General features: G+C 35.1%; 13 protein-coding genes. 1 reads left to right on the top strand and 12 read right to left on the bottom strand.

From position 1 onward, the window contains the following. Positions 1-237: 237 nt before the first annotated feature. The 5 genes from ADJ83_RS24130 to ADJ83_RS24110 form a co-directional block, all read right to left on the bottom strand. On the bottom strand, positions 238-1281 hold the full coding sequence (locus ADJ83_RS24130; RefSeq protein ID WP_031536052.1) for an ArsR/SmtB family transcription factor: 1044 nt from the start codon (positions 1279-1281) through the stop codon (positions 238-240). Positions 1282-1412: 131 nt separating this feature from the next. Beyond that, positions 1413-2633, bottom strand: coding sequence for an MFS transporter (locus ADJ83_RS24125; protein ID WP_048719323.1), 1221 nt, complete (start codon positions 2631-2633; stop codon positions 1413-1415). A gap of 343 nt (positions 2634-2976) precedes the next feature. Further along, complete coding sequence (locus tag ADJ83_RS24120; protein ID WP_031536048.1) at positions 2977-3960, bottom strand: ketoacyl-ACP synthase III; 984 nt, start codon at positions 3958-3960, stop codon at positions 2977-2979. A 345-nt stretch (positions 3961-4305) separates the two neighbouring features. After that, a complete protein-coding gene (locus ADJ83_RS24115; protein WP_048719320.1) occupies positions 4306-5466 on the bottom strand; it encodes a Gfo/Idh/MocA family protein in 1161 nt (386 codons plus the stop codon). A gap of 13 nt (positions 5467-5479) precedes the next feature. Further along, positions 5480-6334 (bottom strand): sugar phosphate isomerase/epimerase family protein, encoded by an 855-nt coding sequence (locus ADJ83_RS24110; RefSeq protein ID WP_031536044.1) that lies wholly within the window; start codon positions 6332-6334, stop codon positions 5480-5482. Between the two features lie 329 nt (positions 6335-6663). On the opposite strand from ADJ83_RS24110, the gene ADJ83_RS24105 reads away from it, so the two are divergent. Next, positions 6664-7497, top strand: coding sequence for an AraC family transcriptional regulator (locus ADJ83_RS24105; protein WP_031536042.1), 834 nt, complete (start codon positions 6664-6666; stop codon positions 7495-7497). Positions 7498-7556: 59 nt separating this feature from the next. Here ADJ83_RS24105 and ADJ83_RS24100 read toward each other — a convergent pair whose 3' ends face one another. The 7 genes from ADJ83_RS24100 to ADJ83_RS24070 form a co-directional block, all read right to left on the bottom strand. Next, positions 7557-7988, bottom strand: a complete 432-nt coding sequence (locus tag ADJ83_RS24100) for a VOC family protein (RefSeq protein WP_048719315.1) — start codon at positions 7986-7988, stop codon at positions 7557-7559. A 116-nt stretch (positions 7989-8104) separates the two neighbouring features. Continuing rightward, entirely contained in the window at positions 8105-9241 is a 1137-nt protein-coding gene (locus ADJ83_RS24095; RefSeq protein WP_031536040.1) for a M20 family metallopeptidase, read from the bottom strand. Between the two features lie 163 nt (positions 9242-9404). Continuing rightward, entirely contained in the window at positions 9405-10064 is a 660-nt protein-coding gene (phoU, locus tag ADJ83_RS24090) for a phosphate signaling complex protein PhoU (protein WP_031536038.1), read from the bottom strand. A 12-nt stretch (positions 10065-10076) separates the two neighbouring features. Further along, positions 10077-10910: a phosphate ABC transporter ATP-binding protein PstB gene (pstB, locus tag ADJ83_RS24085; RefSeq protein WP_081836559.1), complete on the bottom strand. Its 834-nt coding sequence runs from the start codon at positions 10908-10910 to the stop codon at positions 10077-10079. An 18-nt stretch (positions 10911-10928) separates the two neighbouring features. Then, on the bottom strand, positions 10929-11753 hold the full coding sequence (pstA, locus tag ADJ83_RS24080; RefSeq protein WP_031536034.1) for a phosphate ABC transporter permease PstA: 825 nt from the start codon (positions 11751-11753) through the stop codon (positions 10929-10931). Position 11754: 1 nt separating this feature from the next. Next, positions 11755-12669, bottom strand: coding sequence for a phosphate ABC transporter permease subunit PstC (gene pstC / locus ADJ83_RS24075; RefSeq protein WP_035416095.1), 915 nt, complete (start codon positions 12667-12669; stop codon positions 11755-11757). Positions 12670-12706: 37 nt separating this feature from the next. Then, positions 12707-13540 carry a phosphate ABC transporter substrate-binding protein gene (locus tag ADJ83_RS24070; protein WP_035416093.1) on the bottom strand — a complete coding sequence of 278 codons (834 nt, stop codon included), beginning with the start codon at positions 13538-13540 and terminating at the stop codon, positions 12707-12709. Between the last annotated feature and the right edge of the window lie 394 nt (positions 13541-13934).

Below are 13934 nucleotides of genomic sequence, written 5' to 3'. Positions count from 1 at the left end.
GCTGATATATTCTTTTTTTGGCTGATATCCTTGTCGGTTTGGCTGATATATTCTTTTTTTGGCTGATATCCTTGTCGGTTTGGCTGATATATTCTTTTTTTGGCTGATATCCTTGTCGGTTTGGCTGATATATTCCTATTTTAGCTGATACATCCTTATTTTTGGCTGATATCCTTGTAGAATTGGATCTTATTATACTGCGTTTCAATCATTTTTTTGTGGTTTCTTCTAAATCCCTCATTGTTGAAAGTATTGCTCTAATTCTTTTGCTAATGACATGATAGCTCGCGTCTTTAATACATACTTCCCTTCTTCTATTCCTACTAGTTGTGCAGATCTCAATATCTTTAAATGATGGTGAATCGTTGATTTTCCCAACGCTAATTTTTCCGTCATTTCCTGAAGTGTTCGACTTTGTTCAAATAATAATTTCACTATTCTCATGCGTACTTCATCCCCTAAAGCCTTATGTTTCAATACAAGAAAATTGCTCGGCATATATTTATCACTCGGAGATAGGCTTTCATTTGAAACGGGATAATAATATACTTTCGTTTCTTCTAAATCTGCTGCAATATTCCATGGTCGATATATGTATTGTGGAATAAGTAATACTTTATAAACGCTTGGTTCTGGCATATACTTAATCCCACCCGTCGCCCATTCTACAAATTCTTCGGGTTCCATTTTCTTTTTCATTTTTTCTTTTGCACAGGCATCCGTTTGTAAGATAGATTTCAAGTTTTCCAAATCAGGTTCTATGACTGCTTTATACCAACCACTCATGACTATAATCAGATGCTGTTTCAGCTGTTGTGCATCAATCTTACAAATAAAAGAAATATAGCTTGGAAAAAAAGGGTTGTCTTTTGTAGCTTCTCTTAATTGCTCTATCGCTTCGAGCTTTTTATCTGCTGCTTGTTCTCTAATAGGCTGATAGTTTTTACTTATAAACGGAATACATTGGTAGATCAATTCTCTTTCAGTGAGATTATTGATATATTCGCTAAATGCTTCTAGGCTGGAAAAATCCTTTTGATGGAGTAATTGAAGTAATGCCTTCCACGTATTATTTTTTTCTACATAATCTAATTCTGCTTGTAAATCGACAGAAAGACTCGTTCTTACATCTTTCCAATAACTTGTTGGCCTATCTAACGAATTGAGTAGCCGGTTATTCGTGATAGCTGCTATGCCAAGTGCACACTCCCATAGTAGTGAATACTTCATTTCAACTTGGTACGTCTCTCTTTTCCGACCAGTAGTACTAAAAACTTCCATTCAACAACACCTCTATTTTATTTTCAGTTAACTATATTCTAAATTATTAGAATTATTAATTCAACGTTTTTCGAATATTTATTCAAAAAAACTCGACCTCTTTTTTATAAAGGTCAAGTTTTTTCCAGAGATTAGTTTCTTTCTTTGCCGAAATAACTATTGCTAGCAAACAAGGACTTATTTTTATAGATGATTATACTGGCAAATGCAAGAAGTAAGCTTGATAGAACAAACACCATTCTTACGCCTAATAAATCAGTAAGCATTCCCATCAGCAAAGACCCAATACCAAAGATTCCTGTACCAATTGCTCCCAATGAGGTATATACCTTCGATAATTGTTCTTTTGGTAAGCTCGTTTGAATGACCGTTTGTTGAGGAATACTTTTTATTTGTGTAAAAATGCCAACACCAAACGATAGAACTAGCGCGAATACAGGAATACTATTTAAACTAAATAATATGGTAAGAAGAAAACTAAAGAATGCGCCTACTAATAAAAAGCTCCCTATTTTTCTTTCCACTAAGGAAGCATATTTTATACAATAGAGGCTTCCTAAAATTAGTCCTAAGAAGAAGGCTCCATTAATAAAGCCCCACCATTTTTGTTCCACTTCTAAAGCATCACTAACAAATACGTATAAAACAGCCGCAATCCATACTGTTCCAGCAAAACCCTCTAAAAGATCAATGGAGGCAATTTTTCTTAATACCGGAGTATGAAATAGTATCTCCCACCCCTCTTTGATTTGTTCTACTTTTCTCGCTGATTTCATTGTTTCTGCATAGACGGTTTCCAAAAAGCATAGTAAGAAACTGGAAATAATAAACAGACAGCTAACAAACCAAATAAGTTGTTGTGAGCTTAAAATTAGGAGAAACATACTTCCAACAAACCACATTGTTGCTTGAATCAATTGGGTCACCGTTTCTGCAATTCCGTTCGCTTTCATTAAATACTCAGGTTCAACGTAATACGGTATCAAAGTTTGTCTTATTGGATTTGCACATCCATCAAGAAATGCAATGAATCCTATGACGATAAAGACCACAAAGTAATTTGATTCATTTAACCCTGTTAATGAAAAGCCTAATAATATTAGCAATATTGTCTTCCCCAATTGAGAACCCGCCATTAACCAGTTCAACCTTACTTTTCCGACGAGAAGGGGTGTTATTATACTGGAAATAAACATACAAGTTGTAATGGTAAAAGGGACAAATGATGCAGCTGTTGCTGATCCCTTCAAGTCATAGATAATACTAATAACACTTACAATATAGAGAACATCCCCTATATTCGCAAAAGATTGCCCGATCATTAATAATGAAAAATTTTTATTAAAATTCATGTTTTATCCCCCATTATTTATTAAAGTAAATTTAGTTAATGGGAGATTATTAAATTGGACAGTTCACTTTTGTACATACTCCTTTAGAACGGATAAGCCAGGGGGATAGAGGATTATCACAAAATTTTCTTACATCTATTTTAACACCCAATAGTATATTCGGTTACCTCTTTTTAGATTTTGCTGTTTTTGATGATAGGATAGATAATTTCTCTATTACTTTTCTTGATTCTAATAAGACGCCACATATTCTTACCGCCACTTCCTCGTCATGCAAAAAAAGAGCACTTTTCCTAATGCCCTTTCTCATCATTCCATATACTATTACTAAGGTTAACTATTTTTAAAGTGACCATTTAATCAATAATCCTGCATGTGCTAGGCCTCCACCAAAACCATATAATAAAACATTATCACCGGCTTTTAATTTCCCCTCTTTCACACCTATAGCCAATGACAATGGAATAGTAGCTGCAGAAGTATTTCCGTAATGAACAAGGCTAAAGATTGTTTGTTCTATTGGAAAATTACTTTTCTCACAAATCGATTCTATCATTCTTAAATTTGCACTATGTGGGACAAACCAATCTATATCATCCAAGGACAGGCTTCCCTTTTCCGCAACAATTTTCATACCGCTCGTAACTGTTTTAATAGCCCATTTATACACTTCTCTCCCGTTTTGAACAATGCAGCCATTTCCCAGTAAATCGATGCCGTTCATTTGAGTAGCCAGATTTGTGCAATATAGATGTTGACCACCCTCCCCTTCAGACCCTATATGGGAAGAAATAAAGCTTGGTTGATCCTCCACATATTCTATAAGAACCGCCCCTGCTCCATCGCCAAAAAGGATACAAGTCGTGCGATCTGTGAAATCCGTAATTTTTGATAAAGTTTCTGCACCTACGACAAGGACTTTTTTATTTAAACCCGCTGTAATTAGCCCATTTGCAACATACAACCCATAAGTAAATCCTGCACAGGCAGCATTTAAATCAATCGCACCAGCATTCTTTATCCCTAGCTTAGCTTGCAGATTGGATGCAACACTTGGCGTTGTATAGTCAGGAGTCATCGTACAAACAATGATTAAATCAACATCATCAATCGTTTTATCGTATTGTTCTATCAAATTACGTACTGCTTTATAGCTAAGATCACTCGTATACTCTTTTTCATTTGCTATTCTCCGTTCCTTTATACCTGTTCGTTTCACAATCCATTCATCGTTCGTATCAACCATTTTTTCTAAATCATTATTTGTTAAAATACGTTCTGGAACGTATGAACCTATTGCTGTAATACGTGCTTTAGAAGCTGACATTCACATCACCTCATTATTCATTTCTTTATATTTTAACACCAATTACTATTACCTGGTACTAATTTATACTCAAACTATTCCCTCTGTTTAAAAAAATGCTATTCATCTCCCTTTAGAATATGTATTTTTGCTTTATTTGGTTTACCTATTTTTCATCAAAAAATCCCTCACCTTATTATGAAGATGAGGAATCCTTCTCTTTCTGTGGACGTGGAATACCCACACAGCATGATGAATTATACTAATACCATAAAATTTTAAGGAAAAAGGCTAAAAAAGACTCTATATCTGTAAATAGATTCTTACAAATATAGAGTCTCACCCATACAGAAATATTAATGAATCCTAATGCGTTCCTGAAACATCCAATGTTCCTACGTCATTCTGCTTCTTTTGAAAGGTAGACTGCTCTATTCTCTGTGTCAATTGTTCAAAAAATAGGTCTTCATCTAAGGGAATGTCCACCCAACGATCTGTCCATGCAGATAAATGCATGGCATTTGAAATCGTTAATCCATCGATGCCTTCTATCCCTGGTGCGATGAGCTCTGCTCCATTTCTAATGGCATTTGTCCAATTTTCGATAATGCCAACATGCTGGGTGTTGTCTCCTTCAATCGGAATGTCGCATTTCCAACACTCTGGACTACCAAATCCTCCTTTAAACTCTCTATTAAATACTCTTTCTGATACGCGCAATCGCCAAAAAGTTAACTTACCATCTTCAATAACAATCTTGCCTTTATCACCTGTCACTTCTAATCTATTTGTTCCTGGCGCTTCGCCAGTAGAAGTAATAAATACACCTGTAGCTCCATTATCATACTCTACGTAAGCGGTAACATCATCTTCCACTTCAATATCGTGATATTTTCCAAAATCCATAAAAGCACGTACTCGCTTTGGCATTCCACAAATCCATTGCCATAAATCAAGTTGATGTGGATCTTGATTTAGCAGGACACCGCCTCCTTCACCAGACCAGGTTGCTCTCCAGCCACCAGAATCATAATAACTTTGCGGTCTATACCAATTTGTTATAATCCATACCGTTCTCTTTAATTCTCCCAGTTCTCCTGAATCCATTAAGTCCTTTACTTTTCGATATAATGGATTCGTTCGTTGATTATACATAATACCAAATACCTTACCACTCTTTTTAGCGACTTCATTCATTTCTCTTACCGCTTTTGTATATACTCCAGCAGGTTTTTCAATTAAGGTATGATAGCCAGCTTGTAAAGCTCTAATTGCTAGACTTGGATGGTCATAATGTGGGGTAACAATCATCACTGCATCAAAAGCATTGGAATTAAAGAAATCATCCACATTATGAAAGCGTTTAACTTGTTCTCCAAATTTCTTTTTTGCCCATTCTAGCCTTTCCCCACTTATATCACAGACTGCCGTAAGCTCTGCATGAGGAATTTTGTCTGTAACCAAACTTTCAGCATGATTTGATCCCATTGCTCCGATGCCAATTATTCCGATACGCACTTTATTCATAAGGATCCTCCTCTTATTGAATCTTATTTATGATATTTTTTATTGCTCGTACAGCAACCGCAAATCTTTTTTCTCCTCCAACAGGTAAATCATAACCAGGAGAGTCTGGAGTAAGCAAAGAAAAATCAGAATAATTCCATAAATGAGGTTCTAGTGATAAAAAGCCATCATAACCTGTTTTATATAATTCCTGTAAAATTTCTGATACGTTTCCGTCTCCTTTCCCTGCAGGTACCACATGATGATCACTGTAAACGGCATCCTTCACATGAATATATGCAATATAATCTTTTAGCAGCATAAATGCCTCTGGATAATTCTTGGCATTACATTGCACAAAATTTGCAAAGTCAAAAATTCCTTTCACATATTCACAATTCAATGTCTCTAATAGATCGAAACATCTTTCTGGCGTATCTCCATAAATGCCGGATTCATTTTCATGGAGAAGAACCACATTTTTCCCCTCTGTAACTTGAATAAAGCTTCTCCATCGGTTTATTACTTCTTCTCTATAAACACTTGGATCCTCTCCTTTAGGCATAAAAAAGCTAAACATCCGAATATATTTACATTCCATAATCTCAGCTATCTCTAACGTATGCTTAAACAACTGTAGATGTGGTCTAAAATCGTCGGTAATATTGATTTTGCCAATTGGAGAACCAATTGCGGAGAGCTTAAATCCTCTCTCATCCATTTGACGTTTTATCTCTTGTACCTCTTCTAACGTATGATGGACAAGTAATTTTCCATTTACTCCTCTCATCTCTATAAACTTAATATCGTGTGATTCTAATACATCCATCTGCGTTTTTAATTGATCATTTATTTCGTCAGCAAATGCAGACAATATAAATCTACTCATTCTATTCACCCTCACATCAGTTTTATGAAACCACTAAAAAACTGCCATTTAATCATAATTATTGGTGACCGACTTTTAAATTAAGCTATTTCATTTGTTTACAAATAAATAAATCCTTATTTAGCTTGAAGATATTATACTTTTTAGTGCCCTCTGTTTATAGTTAAGTGACTACCAGTAGTTCTAACCGTATTTTATACTATCTACTGTCCTTTCTTCTTTGAACTTATTGCTTAATTTATTGCAAATATTGCTTTTTCGTTTTGTAAGCGCTAAAGTAAGAAGAAGAAGTATAAATTAGTCAACAAAAAAGGAGAGGTGAAATCCTTATGAAAGAAATCCTACATTATAGTAGTGATTACTTTACCTTGAACCACACAATCAATGATTCTCCTCATAATATTGATACACATATACATGACTGCTATGAGTTGTTCTACTTTATTTCTGGCGGTCTTACTTATTATATTGAAGGTCAAGTTTATGAATTACATCCCCATGATATCATCATCACAAACGCGAGAGAGCTACATAGAATTGTTTTCCATTCCAATGATTGTTATGAACGAAAGTATATTCACTTTTCCCCAGAATACATATCCTCTTTTCAAATAGAAGAATATAATATGTTTCATTTTATTGAACGTAGAAAATTGGGTTATTTTAATAAGATTTCTGCTAAAGATGTACGAGAAGCAGGAATTGATAAGATGTGGGCGCAAATGGAAGAAACAGCACTTAGTCATTCTCCTGAAAAGATAATCTTAATGAAAACCTATTTCATACAGATGCTCATTAATATGAATAACATCTTTATGACATATAATAATCCTTTGGTGACTAGTCAAAGTTATAATCAAAAAGTGGTCGCCATTTTAGAATTTATCAATAAAAATTTAGACAAAAAAATTACATTACATTTATTAGAGACGGAGTTTTTTGTAAATAAATATTACCTCTGCCATATTTTTAAGAAGAGCACAGGATTTACGGTTATGGAATATTTAACATATAAAAGAATTATGTGGGCGATGGATTTGCTCCTGTCGGGTGACTCGGCACTGGATGTAGCTCATCGTGTTGGATTTGGGGACTATTCTACCTTTTATAAGGCATTCAAAAATATTACTGGTTCTTCTCCTAGACAGTATTGTAATCAATAAGTTCCTTATAAATTAAAAAAGAAGGAAGATTTACATTCGCGAAATCTCCCTTCTTTTTATCAACTATGTTCTTCTGTAATTGTTGAAATCTGCCATGTTATCCCAAATTTATCTTTCACTTGTCCAAAAGATGGGCTCCAAGGAGTTTCTTGAAGAGGCATTACTACTTCTCCACCATCTAAAAGTTTATCATATACTTCTTTTGTTTTTTCTGGATTATTTAAGAGAACTGCTACATCCACTTGTGAACCAACTTGGAATGGTTGTCCAGGGAAAGTATCAGATATCATGAGAAATGTATTTCCGATTCTTAATTGTGCATGTAAAACAAGATTTTTTGCTTCCTCCGAAAGGGGAAATTCTGGGTTATCAGGCAGATCGGCATATGTTTGTACGCCAAGGTTTTCAGCTTCTAATGCCTGTTCATAAAATGCAACTGCTTCCTTGCCATTTCCATTCGTTCGTAAATACGGATGAATTCCTAAAATCATAAATACACCTCTTTAACTTTTTTCCATGTATCTTCCTCTCATTATTCTTACCAAATTTCTTTCTAGATAATCTTCCCCATTCTATTCCTTTACTTACTGTTTAGAAGGCTTTCTGCCTAATTCCGCTTATTTATTTTATCCAATACTTTTACCAATAATTGTCCTCGTTCATTTAATGATGATATAACCATAAACTCATCGTCTTGGTGTGCATTTCCTCCCCTTGGTCCTAAACCATCTATTGTAGGAATTCCCATATTTCCTGTGAAGTTACCATCTGAACCACCACCACTATAGGTAGATCCTAAATCTATATTCCATTCAGAAGCAGCATCTCTCATGAATGAAAGTAATTCATTCTGCCTTTCATCCGTTTTCCATGCTGGTCGAGTAATCCCTCCGCTAATTTCAATACGAGTATTTGGAGTTTCCGTGAAGCTGCAAATTTCTAAAATTTTTGCTTGAGCAAATTCTCCCTGTTCCTGTGTTTCAAAACGCAAGTCAATTCCTGCTTCTGCGAAGGGTGCAATTGTATTAACAGATTGACCACCGCTCACTAAACCTACATTTACATGAATACCTTCCTTTTTCGTCAACTCATGTAATGCAACAATTTTTAATGCAAGCTCTTGTATAGCACTTGCCCCTTTCTCTGGTGCAACACCGGCATGTGCTGATTTTCCGTATATTTTCACAAAGAATTTCCCGCCACCTTTACGGCCAGTAACCACATTTCCAGCTAGATCAGCAGGCTCCATAATAAACACATACTGTACTTTCTTTGCAGTAGCTACTATCAATTCTCGCGATGAAATGGAACCTATTTCTTCATCTGTATTAATAATTATCAAGACATTTTTATATGCATCATTATTTTGCGAAATTAAGTATTTTAAAGCATACAATGTCATTACATGACTTGCCTTCATATCGAAAACTCCTGGACCTTTTGCAAAATCCCCTTCCACTGTAAACGGACGTTTGGCAACTGTGCCAGCGGGAAAAACGGTATCAATATGTCCAATTAGTAAAATGCTTGGATTTGTTGCCTCTTCATGCTTTAAGACGATATTATTTCCTTTGTCTGGTATTTCGTGTACATCTGCAATAAAACCAAGCTGGGCAAATTCATTAATTAAAATGTCTCCTACTTTATCTACTCCTGCTTTCTGATAGGATCCACTATCTATATTTACGATTCGCTCAAGCAAGTGGAGCATATTATCCTTTTCTTTTTCAAAATAGTCTTGCATTCCTCTACCTCCCTATTTATCATACAAATCGATATTTTATCTACAATTATCAATTTATCAGAAATATCAAAAAATAAAAACATAACAAACGATTATTATAGACTAAAAAGGCAAAAGGAGAGAAAAACTTATTTAGTTCCTCTCTCCTTTTGCTATATACTAGTTAAGAATTGAAATCATATATTTTTCCTTTAATCAAATACCCTGTACTTTCCGCCATATTTGTAATATGGTCAGCAGTTCTTTCCAAATAGCGATTGATAAATAATAATTGGACAAGCTGATTCGTTTCTTCTGGATGCTCACTTAAGTATGCTGTCAGTTTCTTATATGTTTCTAAATAATAATCATCTACTTCATCTTCTAGCTTACTAATTTCTTTCGCAAGGACAATATCTTCTTCTATAAAGGATTGAATTGCCTTTTTCAGCATTTCAACAGATATTTCCTTCATTTTTTCTAAATGAGTGATATCTAGTAGCGAAGTCGGTTTTCCTATCTTGATCGTTGCTTTGGCGATGTTTACAGCAAAATCTGCAACTCGTTCTATTTCAGAGGAAATTTTGATAACACCAATTACAACACGTAAATCTCTTGCAACTGGCTGCTCTTTCGCCATTAACCAAATCGCAAAATGATTAATTTCAGATTCAAGGTTATCAATATCCGTATCTTCCTCCATCACCTTTAAAGCAATTTCTACATCTTGTGCTTTTAAGGCATCAAACGACTCTTCCAAAGAAACAATCGACATTTCACCCATTTCGCTAATTTTTCCTTTTAACTCTTCAAGTTTCTTCTCAAAATTCTCTCGAATGACCATTATTTCCTCCTATTATCCAAAGCGACCTGTTACATAATCTTCTGTGCGCTGATCTCTTGGTGTAGAAAAAATCTTGTTTGTTTCATCATATTCAACCACTTCACCATTTAAGAAAAAGGCTGTTTTATCGGAAATCCGTGCCGCTTGCTGCATATTATGTGTAACAATAACAATCGTATATTCTTTTTTCATTTTTGTAATCAACTCTTCTACTTTCAAGGTAGAAATCGGATCTAGAGCCGACGTCGGCTCATCCATTAGAATGACATCTGGTTTCATTGCAATGGCACGGGCTATACAAACACGTTGCTGCTGTCCACCTGACAAGCCAAGTGCAGAGGTTTTTAGACGGTCTTTTACTTCCTCCCAAATCGCAGCCCCTCGTAAGCTCTCTTCCACAATTTTATTTAATTCTTTCTTATTCTTTATTCCTTGCATTCTCGGACCATAGGCAACATTATCAAAAATACTCATTGGGAATAAATTAGGCTTTTGAAATACCATACCTACTCTTGTACGTAATTTTATGACATCATTTGAAGCATATATATTTTCCCCATCAATGACGATATCTCCTGCAATTTTTACACCATCAATTAAATCATTCATACGATTAAGTGTTCTTAGGAAGGTTGATTTTCCACATCCAGATGGTCCGATTAAAGCCGTTACCTTTTTTTCTTCAATATCAAGAGATACGCCAAACAGTGCTTGCTTTTCCCCGTAAAATAAATTCAAATCACTCACACTAATTTTCGATGTACCAAGTGTAGCTTCTTCTTGACCGACCTGTAAAAATGCTTTCCCAGTTTTCTTTTGGTTTTTTTCCTTTACTGTTGTAGTCATAAACATACTCCTTATGAATTAGTAGTCTGCTTTATTCAACTTTTTGGATATATATGTTGCAATAAGGTTGATAGCTAGAATTATTACAATTAAAACAATCCCGACTGCAGCAGCTAGTTCTATATCTCCAGACTCTTGTGTTACTAAAAACGAATGAACGGTTAATGTTCGTGCAGAAGAAAGCAAGCCCTCTGGCATTGCTGCAACTGTTCCGGCAGTCAAGAAAATAGCTGCAGACTCCCCAACAATTCTCCCGATGGAAAGAATTATTCCGGATAAGATACCTGGCATCGCACTAGGTAAAATAACCTTATATAATGTTTGTAATCTCGTTGTACCAAGGGCTAAAGATCCTTCTCGATAGGTTGGAGGAACTGTTTTTAAAGATTCCTCTGTAGTTCGGATAATAACCGGTAAAACAATAATTGCTAATGTTAAGGAAGCTGCTAAAATAGACATTCCTAATTTTAAGGTTGTTACAAAGAATACTGCCCCAAATAAGCCGTAAATAATCGAGGGAATACCTGTTAAGCTTTCTGTTGCAAAGCGAATTACTTTTACCAATCGGCCTTGCTTCGCATATTCTTGTAAATAAACAGCCGCTAATATCCCAATCGGTGTTGCAATAATTAAAGAAATGACAATCGTATAGATGGTTGTTACAATCATTGGCCAAATTCCGCCACCACCTGTTGGGGAATAATCGCCAAAAATAAACTCGAAGCTAATTAAATGTGCACCTTTATAAAATATATATCCTACAATCATTACGAGTACGGCAACGGATAAGATGGCAGAAAACCAAAGAAGTCCATGCAACAAATTATCTTTCATCTTTCTCATCTTATTTGCCACCCTTCGAACTAATTTTTGCTAAAACAAAATTCAAGATTAGAATAAATGAGAATAATACAATCCCTGTTGCAAATAGCATTTCTTGATGCGTACCAGCAGCATAGCCCATTTCAAGAGCAATGTTAGTTGTTAACGGACGAATACTATCTGTTAAGCTTGTTGGCACAATCAAACTATTACCAGCAACGAGAATTACTGCCATTGTTTCTCCAATTGCTCGCCCTAACCCTAATACAATAGCTGTCATAATCCCGGATTTAGCAGCTGGGACCACGACTTTAAAAATAGTGCCGATTTCCGATACTCCAAGTGCAAGAGATCCTTCACGATATGTTCTTGGTACAGCGCGAATCGCCGTCTCTGCCACTGTCACAATCGTTGGCAGCATCATAATTGCTAACACTAAAATAACAGCTAATAAGCTTTGACCCTTTACTAATCCTAATGTATTTTGTAAAAATGGAACAATAATTGCTAGACCAAAAACCCCGTATAAAACGGAAGGAATACCTGCTAAAAGCTGAATGGCTGGTGAAACAATTTTCGCTATCCGCTTTGAAGCGATTTCTGCGAGAAAGATTGCCGTAAACAAACCAATCGGAACGCCAATAATAAGTGCTCCAACTGTTGCATATAGGGATGCAACAATCATTGGCCAAATTCCAAATTTCCCTTCACTCGGCACCCAGTCGACGCCAAAAAGAAAGTCAAAAAAACTAAATCCTTCCGCGATAAATGGATGAGCTCCTTTATAAAATACAAATCCAATAATTAATAACAAACTAATGACGGAAAGAAGAGCACAAACCAAGAATACTCTTGCTGACACCTTCTCAAACAAATATTTTCTTTTATTTGCCTTGCCCATCTCTGAGGCTTGCTTTTCAGTCGTTTGAATAGACACTTTGTTTTCCTCCAAGATTACTTCTAAAGATTTGGTTTTACTTTATTGGGATAACCCCTGCTTCTGCTGCAATCTTTTGACCTTCATCACTTAAAATATAATCGATGAATTTCTGTCCATTCGCAGTTAGATCTCCTTCTTTATAAACAAACAAAAACGGTCGTGATAAACTATATTTTTTTGCTAATACATTTTCAGCCGTGGCTTCTACACCATCAATATCGATTGTCGAAATAGTATCATCAATATATTCAAAGGAAATAAAGCCAACTGCATGTTTATTATTTGCAACGGTTGTTTTAATATTTCCATTCCCACTTGCGATGATAGAGTTTCTAATTAATTCGCCTGAGCTATAGCCTACAATCTCCTGGAAGGCATCACGTGAACCAGATCCATCCTCCCGAGAAACAACCACAATCTCCATGTCGTCTCCACCAAGCTGACTCCAGTTCGTCACTTCACCAGTGAAAATTTGCTTTACTTGTTCTAAAGTTAAATCTTTTACTTTATTGCTCGGATGAGTGACTACTACAATTCCATCATAAGCAATTACAACTTCCTTTAATTTTTGCATTTCATCTTCCTTTAAATCCCTGGAAGACATCCCAATCTCTGAGACACCACTTATTGCATTTGTAATACCTGCAGAAGACCCAATTTGATTTATTTCAATTTTTGTATTATCGTGTTCATGGTATTTTGCCGCTAATTTCTCAGCAAGCGGTCCAACGGAAGTAGATCCTGAAATCGATATTGGTTTACTGTCATTTGTCGATTGTTCTGTTTCTGCATTACTTGCACATGCTGATAATAAAGCAAGTATAGTCAGGAACATGAATACCATTTTTAGTTTTTTAATTATGACCATGATTTACCTCCAAAAGAATAGCAACTTTTCTTTGTCATATCTTGTCTAATAGTATGATAAATCTCCAGTGTAAATATTCCATTGACTCTATGTAAAGGTTTTGTAAATTACGTTAAAAACAAGATAGTGTGTGTTATTTTTTGTAAAAATAATTTTAATAGATAGATGATAGTAAAAATTTTAGAAAACATCTTACAAAACTTTTCAAAAACGAACAGATAATATACCTAATCTTTTTCTCTGTATAATTTATATTTAAACTGGTATAACTTTCTAAAAAGCAGCGTTTAAGATTATAATAGGCGAAGATGTATTATTTTATGTAGGTTAGGAGGTTGCAAAATGGACAAACAAGGTCAAGAAAGATTTTTATCCTTTATTTTACAAAGAGTAC

Source organism: Bacillus sp. 522_BSPC (genome assembly GCF_001076885.1).
GTDB lineage: Bacteria > Bacillota > Bacilli > Bacillales > Cytobacillaceae > Niallia > Niallia hominis.
The sequence above is the reverse complement of the archived record's forward strand: the minus strand, read 5'-3'. Positions and strand labels throughout refer to the sequence as shown.

What these genes read in the sequence shown, in the direction of transcription:
- ADJ83_RS24130 (WP_031536052.1), bottom strand. Translation starts at nt 1,281, where the DNA reads ATGGAAGTTTTTAGTACTACTGGTCGGAAAAGAGAGACGTACCAAGTT.
- ADJ83_RS24125 (WP_048719323.1), bottom strand. Translation starts at nt 2,633, where the DNA reads ATGAATTTTAATAAAAATTTTTCATTATTAATGATCGGGCAATCTTTT.
- ADJ83_RS24120 (WP_031536048.1), bottom strand. Translation starts at nt 3,960, where the DNA reads ATGTCAGCTTCTAAAGCACGTATTACAGCAATAGGTTCATACGTTCCA.
- ADJ83_RS24115 (WP_048719320.1), bottom strand. Translation starts at nt 5,466, where the DNA reads ATGAATAAAGTGCGTATCGGAATAATTGGCATCGGAGCAATGGGATCA.
- ADJ83_RS24110 (WP_031536044.1), bottom strand. Translation starts at nt 6,334, where the DNA reads ATGAGTAGATTTATATTGTCTGCATTTGCTGACGAAATAAATGATCAA.
- ADJ83_RS24105 (WP_031536042.1), top strand. Translation starts at nt 6,664, where the DNA reads ATGAAAGAAATCCTACATTATAGTAGTGATTACTTTACCTTGAACCAC.
- ADJ83_RS24100 (WP_048719315.1), bottom strand. Translation starts at nt 7,988, where the DNA reads ATGATTTTAGGAATTCATCCGTATTTACGAACGAATGGAAATGGCAAG.
- ADJ83_RS24095 (WP_031536040.1), bottom strand. Translation starts at nt 9,241, where the DNA reads ATGCAAGACTATTTTGAAAAAGAAAAGGATAATATGCTCCACTTGCTT.
- phoU (WP_031536038.1), bottom strand. Translation starts at nt 10,064, where the DNA reads ATGGTCATTCGAGAGAATTTTGAGAAGAAACTTGAAGAGTTAAAAGGA.
- pstB (WP_081836559.1), bottom strand. Translation starts at nt 10,910, where the DNA reads ATGACTACAACAGTAAAGGAAAAAAACCAAAAGAAAACTGGGAAAGCA.
- pstA (WP_031536034.1), bottom strand. Translation starts at nt 11,753, where the DNA reads ATGAGAAAGATGAAAGATAATTTGTTGCATGGACTTCTTTGGTTTTCT.
- ADJ83_RS24070 (WP_035416093.1), bottom strand. Translation starts at nt 13,540, where the DNA reads ATGGTCATAATTAAAAAACTAAAAATGGTATTCATGTTCCTGACTATA.